Genomic DNA, 7,282 nt, shown 5'->3' on the forward strand with positions numbered 1-7,282 from the left:
TTCTCGGGCTTCCCCGGCACCTCGGGAGAGACTATCACTGTTAAATGAGTGATATTCGCATCAATGCCGCGTTCGATTCCGGCAATATCGAAGTGCTTTCTGTTTCGGAAGCCAGCGCTCGCCTCACCATCCGCAGGGATCGCGATTCCGAGTTCTTTCAATGGTTCCACTTCCGCGTCGATGGCGCTGCGGGGCGCGAACTTGAACTGAAGATCACGGGTCTTGGCGCTTCGGCCTATCCCGGCGGCTGGCCCGGCTATCGCGCCGTCTTTTCGGATGATCGCGAATACTGGGGCCGTACCGAAACCACCTATGACCCGCGCGAGGGTGACGGCACGCTGACCATCCGCCACACCCCGCAGGCTGGCACATGCTGGTTCGCCTATTTCGCGCCCTATTCGATGGAGCGGCATCACGATCTCGTCGCGCAGGTATCAGCGCAGCCGGGGGTCGATTACCGCTGCCTTGGCACCAGCATCGAAGGCCAGCCGATCGATTGCCTCGAACTGGGTGAAGGCGACAAACATGTGTGGCTCTATGCCCGTCAGCACCCCGGCGAATCGATGGCCGAATGGTGGATGGAAGGCGCGCTGGACATGCTCACCGATCCGGCAGACCCGCACGCCCGCGCGCTGCGCCAGCGCTGCCGGTTCCATGTGGTGCCCAATGCCAACCCGGACGGATCGTGCCGGGGCCATCTGCGCACAAATGCTGCGGGCGTGAACCTCAACCGCGAATGGCACGAACCCACGCCCGAACGTGCGCCCGAAGTGCTCGCCATCCGCAACGCGATGGACGAGACCGGCTGCCACTTCGCAATGGACGTGCATGGTGACGAAGCGATCCCCCACGTCTTCCTTGCAGGCTTTGAAGGTATTCCCAATTGGACCGAAGCCTTGGGCGAAGGGTACAACCGCTACCGCGCCATCCTCGAACGCCGGACGCCCGATTTCCAGACAAAGCGCGGCTATCCCGTGGCGGCACCGGGCCGGGCCAATCTCACCATGTCGACCAATCAGGTCGCCAACCGCTTCGGCTGCGTGGCGATGACGCTGGAAATGCCGTTCAAGGATAATGATGACCTGCCCTGCAAGGAGCAGGGGTGGAGTCCCGAACGATCAAAGCTGCTGGCGCGCGAATGCCTCGCCTCGTTGCTCGAATGGCTGGAAGCGTAGGGATTTTTACCTGGTGTTAAAGGTTCGGGGCGCATGGCTGCGGCATGGCCCGCGCTATCGCCCTGATCCACACCGCAACGCCCGCACACTTGCTGGCCGATCTGCCGCGCAAGGCTATCGTGCTGGGCTGTGCGGCTGCGCTGATTCTCGCAGGACGCCCGCTGCCCTTCTGATCCCTTAGAGGATCTCCAGCATCTTCTCCTTGGGCCGACACAGGCGAACCCCCTTGTCCGTTTCCACCAGCGGACGCTCGATCAGCTTCGGCTCTGTCACCATCGCTGCCAGAACAGCCGCATCATCGGCCTGCAGCAATCCGCGCTCTTCCGCATCGGTGCCTTTCAGGCGCAGGCCCTGCTGCGGCGTGATCCTGGCATCGCGATAGAGCTGGGCCAGCTTTTCCGCGCTGGGCGGTGCCTTGAGATATTCGATGACCGTCACATCGGCCCCGGCTTCCTGCAGCATCGCCAGCGTGTTGCGTGATGTGCCGCAGCCCGGATTGTGCCAGATCGTAGCCTTCATCGCCCTATCTCCTTGTCACAAGCGTGCCGGTGATAGCCGCAATCGCATGAAGTGCAACGGACGGACATGCGACAATTTTGACTCCCATCAATGTTAATGAGAGCGAATCGCACGATTCCCCTTGCAAGTGAAATTGGCTCGCAATAGTCGCGCCAATGCAAGTCATTCGCACAATACTTGCCGCAAAGAAGAACAGGGAGTCACCGTGAATCGTCTCGCCAGCCTGCTGCTCGCCGGAACCATCCTTGCACCCGCTTCGGCCTTCGCAGCAGAAGTCGCTCCAGATGCAGCGCTTGAATCCACGGGAACGGTCATCGTCGTCACCGGCACCGCAGATGGCTACCGCCCGGTCGATGCCAACGCGGTGAAAACCCCTACGCCGCTGCTCGACGTGCCGCAGACGATCACCGTGCTCACGCGCGAACAGCTGGACGATCAGGGCATCACCCAGCTTGGCGATGCGCTGCGCTATGTTCCCGGTGTCGTTCTGGGTCAGGGCGAAGGGCACCGCGACCAGATCACCCTTCGCGGTCAGAATACCACGGCAGACTTCTATCTCGATGGCCTGCGTGACGACACGCAGTACTACCGCTCGCTCTACAATATCGAGCGCGTCGAAGTGCTGAAGGGCGCCAATGCACTGCTGTTCGGTCGTGGCGGTGGCGGCGGCGTGATCAACCGCGTCAGCAAGACGCCTGACCTTGATCGCGCGAAAGGCCAGGCCAGCGCCAATGTCGACAGCTTCGGCGCCTTCGCCCTCGCTGCAGACTGGAACCAGCCGCTGACCGAAATGGTCGGTGCGCGCCTCAACGCCACATATGAGGAATTCGACAACCACCGCCAGAACTTCGAAGGCCGCTTCATCGGCGTGAACCCGACAATGGCGCTCCAGCCGGGCGAAGCAACGCGCATCGAACTGTCGTACAACTACGACGATGATCGCCGCACCACCGATCGCGGCGTGCCCTCGCTCGGCGGCAAGCCGCTGACGGGGTATGACGAAACCTTCTTCGGCCGCAGCGATCTGAACGTCGCCACTGTCGTCGCCCATATCGCGCAGGCCCGGCTTGACCACGATCTGACCGATAACCTCAGCTTCAACGTGCTGGGCCAGTACAGCCACACCGACAAGCTCTATGGCAACGTCTTCGCAGGTGGCGCGGTGAACACCACGGCCAACACCGTGGCACTTTCGGGCTACGAAAGCGGTACGCTGCGCGATAGCTGGGTCGGGCAGGCGAACCTTGTATGGACGGGTGAGACTGGCGGCATCGGGCACACCCTGCTTGCAGGCTTCGAAGTGGCCGATCAGGATACGCACGCCACCCGCCGCAATACCGCCAATGCCACCGTCACGCTGGCCAAGCGCATCACTGTGCCCGCCCTCAGCTATGGTGCGCTCGTCACCAACAGCCGCACTGACGTGCGCACGCTGTCGGCCTATGTGCAGGACCAGATCGAACTCGCCTCGTTCCTGCAGGTCGTTGCCGGTGTCCGTTATGACGAATTCCGCATCACCGGACGCAACGCGATCAACGGCGTCGGCGCATCGCGCACCGACCGGAAGTGGTCGCCCCGCTTTGGCGTGGTGCTGAAACCACAAGCGAACGTCAGCTTCTACGGCAGCTTCACCCGCACGTTCCTGCCGCAATCGGGCGACCAGTTCGGCGCGCTGGACGCAACGCAGGCCACGCTTGCGCCCGAACAGTTCGAAAATCTGGAAGCGGGCGTGAAGTGGGACGTGAACCCCGGCCTTGCGTTCACCGCTGCCCTCTACCAGCTCGACCGCGACAATTCGCGCTTCAACAACCCCGTCACCGGCCTGCCTGAACTTTCGGGCAAGACCCGCGCGAAGGGCATCGAACTGTCGCTGGCTGGCCGCATCCTGCCGCAGTGGCAAGCCAGCCTCGGCTATACGCTGCAGGACGGCGAAGTGCGTTCGCAAACGACCGCAGCACCCGCCGGGCGCAAGCTATCGCAGCTTCCCCGCCATCAGGCCTCGGCCTGGACGCGCTATGACGTGGCCAAGCAGATCGGCCTCGGCCTTGGCATCACGCACCAATCGAAGAGCTTTGCCACGATCAGCAACGCTGTGACGCTGCCCGCCTTCACCCGGCTCGACGCGGCGGTCTTTTATGACCTGTCCGAACGTTTCTCGGTCCAGCTCAATGTCGAAAACCTGACCGACACCGACTATTTCCCCGCCGCGCACACCGACAACAACATCTCGACCGGCGAACCGCTCAACGCGCGCATTTCGATCCGCGCGAAGTTCTGAACCAGACCCCCGCCGCGCCCTCTCCCACATCCCTCCGGGAGAGGGCGCAACCGGGTTAACCCGCGCCGGGCGTCACAATAGCAGGCGGCGGCGCGGCGCTGATCGTTTCTTCGCCGCGCATTACCCGCGCCGCACGCTGGATCGCCCGCGTCAGCCGGGGATAGACGCCGCAACGGCAGATGTTGGTAATTGCGCGCGCAATGTCCTCGTCCGTCGGGCTGGCATTCGTCGCCAGAAGCGCCGCCGCCGCCATCACGATCCCCGGCGTGCAGAACCCGCACTGGATCGCCTGCTCGGCCACCAGCGCCTGCTGAACGGGATGCGACCGGTCGCCCGAAAGCCCCTCGATCGTGGTGACGTTCCGCCCCTCGGCCTCACCCAGAACGAGCGTGCAGCTTGGCATGGCCTGCCCATCGACGATCACCATGCACGCCCCGCATTCGCCCGTGCCGCAACCATATTTGGTGCCGGTCAGGTTCGCCGCATCGCGCAGCGCCCATAGCAGCGGCGTATCGTCCTCAAGCCGATAGAGGACAGGCTGGTTGTTCACGGTAAGGCGGGCCATGCCTTTCGCTTAGCCCGCTCCCACCTTCGGGATCAATCCCGCCAGCTACGATCGATCCGGTCGATCCGCCGGGTCCACGCGGCAAAGTCCGCCATCCCCGCCGCACCGGTTTCACGGTTTACCAGCGAAAGATCGCGCTGATGCACGGCAACCACCTCATCCGGCACCCGCACCACGGGGCGACCCATCGATAGCGTCGCCATCTGGATCTCGCAGGCACGCTGCAGGCTCCACTGCATCAGGAACATCTGCTGCACGTTCTGCCCCAGCACCACCGGCCCGTGGTTCTTCAGCATCAGGATCCGCTTGTCGCCAAGGTTGGCCAGCAGTCGCTCCCCCTCTTCGGCGCGCACCGTCACGCCTTCGAACTCGTGATAGGCAAGCTGGTTCGCAAAGTTGCAGGCATAGAAGTTGATCGGCATCAGCCCTTCTTCAAGGCTGCACACCGCCATCGTTTCGGTCGTATGGACATGGGCAATCGCGTGCGCCCACGGCAGATGGCGGTGAAAATAGGAATGCTGCGTAAAGCCTGCCGGATTCACCGGATAAGGGCTGTCATCCAGCTTGTTGCCATCGATATCGATCTTGACGAGGTTCGATGCCGTAACCTCGGAATAGAGCAGCCCGAACGGGTTGATCAGAAACGCCCCTTCCTGATCCGGCACCCGCACCGAAATGTGATTATAGATCGATTCGGACCAGCCGAGGTAGTCATAGATGCGATAGCACGCAGCCAGTTCCTGCCGGGCCTGCCATTCGGCATCGCTGCATTCGATGTTCGACCTCAGGTGCGTGGCCATCGCGCTCTCTCCGTTCATGCTCTTTGCACAAACTCTATCGCATGGTCGGCAGCACGCAAGTGATGGCGCAGGGATCAGGCCATCCGACAACTATTTGTGCCAATGCCTATTTGTGATCGTCCTCCCAGCGTCGCAGAACGCGCCGCTCCACCGCGCGGAACAGCGAATCGAGATCGTCCGGCTCCACGTCCAGGCTTTCGCCCCAATCGGCCAGCACCGCATCCAGATCGGCCCTGTCATAGGTCACCGTGCGCAAAGGTGCAGGCTGCGGTGGCGCGGTTGCCAAGTGCGGCCAGGGATGCCCGGTCATCGTGTTGTAAAGCCACCCCACAGCGACAATCCCCACCACATTGAGCGCCAGCGGTGCCAACGGCCCCGGCAGATGCGCATCGGGTGCCACTCCCGCCAAAGCCCCCAGTATCGCAGCCGCGCCGCCCGGCGGGTGCGTGCAGCGCGCCAGCGCCATTGCGGCGATTGCCCCGCCCACGGCAAGGCTCACCGCCAGCGCCGCCCCTAGCCCGGCCCCCGCGCAAAGCCATCCCACCGCCATGCCCAGCGATACAGAGATCAGGTTTCCCCCGACCACCGACCACGGTTGCGCCAGCGGACTGGCCGGCACCGCAAAAACCAGCACTGCCGATGCACCCACAGGTGCCATGATCCACGGCAAACCCTGGCTCGCCGGGATCAGATGCCCCATCAACGCCGCCAGCGCGATGCCCAGCACCGCACCTGCCGCTGCACGCGGCCAGCCTGCCGGAACCCATATGCGTCTGGCGGTCATTCCCTCTCCCTACTCCAAGCGCCGCTCATGCTGCGCTTGTCGAAGCACCCGGAACAAGCGCAGGGCAAGAAAAAAGGGGCTGGCCGAAAGACCAACCCCTTGATTTTCTTTGGCCCTGCAGCCGAAGCGATTAACGCTTCGAGAACTGGAAGCTCTTGCGTGCCTTGGCACGGCCATACTTCTTGCGTTCCACGACGCGCGGGTCGCGGGTCAGGAACCCGGCGGCCTTCACGGCGCTGCGCAGTGCAGGCTCGAACTTCGACAGCGCCTGAGCGATACCGTGCTTTACCGCGCCGGCCTGGCCCGAAAGACCACCACCCTTGACGGTGCAAACGATGTCGTACTGGCCTTCGCGACCGGCAACCTCAAACGGCTGGTTGATCACCAGACGCAGGGTCGGACGGGCGAAGTATACTTCCTGATCGCGGCCATTGACGGTGACCTTGCCCGAACCGGGCTTCAGCCACACGCGGGCAACGGCGTCCTTGCGGCGGCCGGTTGCATAGGAACGACCCTGCGCGTCAACTTCACGCTCGCGCAGCGGAGCTGCCGGGCCGGTGCGGACAACGACGGGAGCTTCCTCGCCAGCGGCAGCAACGGCTGCTTCGGGCGCGCCTGCGGTCAGATCCTTCAGATCAGCCAGGCTGGAAACGGAGTTTTCGGTTTCGGACATGGTTTACGCCCCCACCTTGTTCTTGCGGTTCATCGAAGCGACGTCGAGCGCCACCGGCTGGGTGCCGCCATGCGGATGCTCGGCACCGGCATAGAGGTGAAGGGCGCGCATCTGCGCACGGCCAAGCGGACCGCGCGGAATCATGCGCTCAACAGCCTTTTCAAGCACGCGCTCGGGGAAGCGACCACCGAGGACCTTGTCCGCGGTGACTTCCTTGATGCCGCCGGCATAACCGGTGTGCTTGTAGTAGGTCTTGTTCTTGAGCTTGTTGCCCGTCAGCTTCACCTTGTCGGCGTTGATCACGACAACGTGATCGCCGCAATCGACGTGAGGCGTGAAGCTCGGCTTGTGCTTGCCGCGCAGACGATTGGCGATGACAACGGCCAGACGGCCAACCACCAGACCTTCGGCATCGATAAGATGCCAGTTCTTTTCCACCTCGGCCGGCTTGATCGACCGGGTGACCTTGCTGAGAGCCTTCATGGCTA

9 protein-coding genes are annotated in these 7,282 nt (G+C 63.2%); 3 read left to right on the top strand and 6 right to left on the bottom strand.

Going from position 1 to position 7,282, the window contains the following annotated elements; all coding sequences use genetic code 11:
* Positions 1-44: 44 nt before the first annotated feature.
* Together ACOVQ0_RS09605 and ACOVQ0_RS09610 are read left to right on the top strand one after the other, a co-directional pair.
* Complete coding sequence (locus ACOVQ0_RS09605; protein ID WP_421883502.1) at positions 45-1,175, top strand: M14 family metallopeptidase; 1,131 nt, start codon at positions 45-47, stop codon at positions 1,173-1,175.
* Positions 1,176-1,219: 44 nt separating this feature from the next.
* Positions 1,220-1,348, top strand: coding sequence for a hypothetical protein (locus ACOVQ0_RS09610; protein ID WP_421883505.1), 129 nt, complete (start codon positions 1,220-1,222; stop codon positions 1,346-1,348).
* A gap of 4 nt (positions 1,349-1,352) precedes the next feature.
* Here ACOVQ0_RS09610 and arsC read toward each other — a convergent pair whose 3' ends face one another.
* A complete protein-coding gene (arsC, locus tag ACOVQ0_RS09615) occupies positions 1,353-1,694 on the bottom strand; it encodes an arsenate reductase (glutaredoxin) (RefSeq protein WP_421883508.1) in 342 nt (113 codons plus the stop codon).
* A 205-nt stretch (positions 1,695-1,899) separates the two neighbouring features.
* On the opposite strand from arsC, the gene ACOVQ0_RS09620 reads away from it, so the two are divergent.
* Positions 1,900-3,972: a TonB-dependent receptor gene (locus ACOVQ0_RS09620; protein WP_421883511.1), complete on the top strand. Its 2,073-nt coding sequence runs from the start codon at positions 1,900-1,902 to the stop codon at positions 3,970-3,972.
* A gap of 55 nt (positions 3,973-4,027) precedes the next feature.
* On the opposite strand, the gene ACOVQ0_RS09625 is transcribed toward ACOVQ0_RS09620, so the two are convergent.
* The 5 genes from ACOVQ0_RS09625 to rplM all read right to left on the bottom strand — a co-directional run bounded on the left by ACOVQ0_RS09625 (position 4,028) and on the right by rplM (position 7,277).
* Positions 4,028-4,537, bottom strand: coding sequence for a (2Fe-2S)-binding protein (locus ACOVQ0_RS09625; protein ID WP_421883514.1), 510 nt, complete (start codon positions 4,535-4,537; stop codon positions 4,028-4,030).
* Between the two features lie 32 nt (positions 4,538-4,569).
* A complete protein-coding gene (locus ACOVQ0_RS09630; protein ID WP_421883516.1) occupies positions 4,570-5,337 on the bottom strand; it encodes a class II aldolase/adducin family protein in 768 nt (255 codons plus the stop codon).
* Positions 5,338-5,443: 106 nt separating this feature from the next.
* Positions 5,444-6,121, bottom strand: a complete 678-nt coding sequence (locus tag ACOVQ0_RS09635) for an HPP family protein (protein WP_421883519.1) — start codon at positions 6,119-6,121, stop codon at positions 5,444-5,446.
* 130 nt (positions 6,122-6,251) lie between these two features.
* On the bottom strand, positions 6,252-6,794 hold the full coding sequence (gene rpsI / locus ACOVQ0_RS09640; RefSeq protein ID WP_168850928.1) for a 30S ribosomal protein S9: 543 nt from the start codon (positions 6,792-6,794) through the stop codon (positions 6,252-6,254).
* A gap of 3 nt (positions 6,795-6,797) precedes the next feature.
* Complete coding sequence (gene rplM / locus ACOVQ0_RS09645; RefSeq protein WP_421883522.1) at positions 6,798-7,277, bottom strand: 50S ribosomal protein L13; 480 nt, start codon at positions 7,275-7,277, stop codon at positions 6,798-6,800.
* Positions 7,278-7,282 lie beyond the last annotated feature (5 nt).

The organism is Novosphingobium sp., from assembly GCF_049240505.1.
Lineage (GTDB): Bacteria > Pseudomonadota > Alphaproteobacteria > Sphingomonadales > Sphingomonadaceae > Novosphingobium.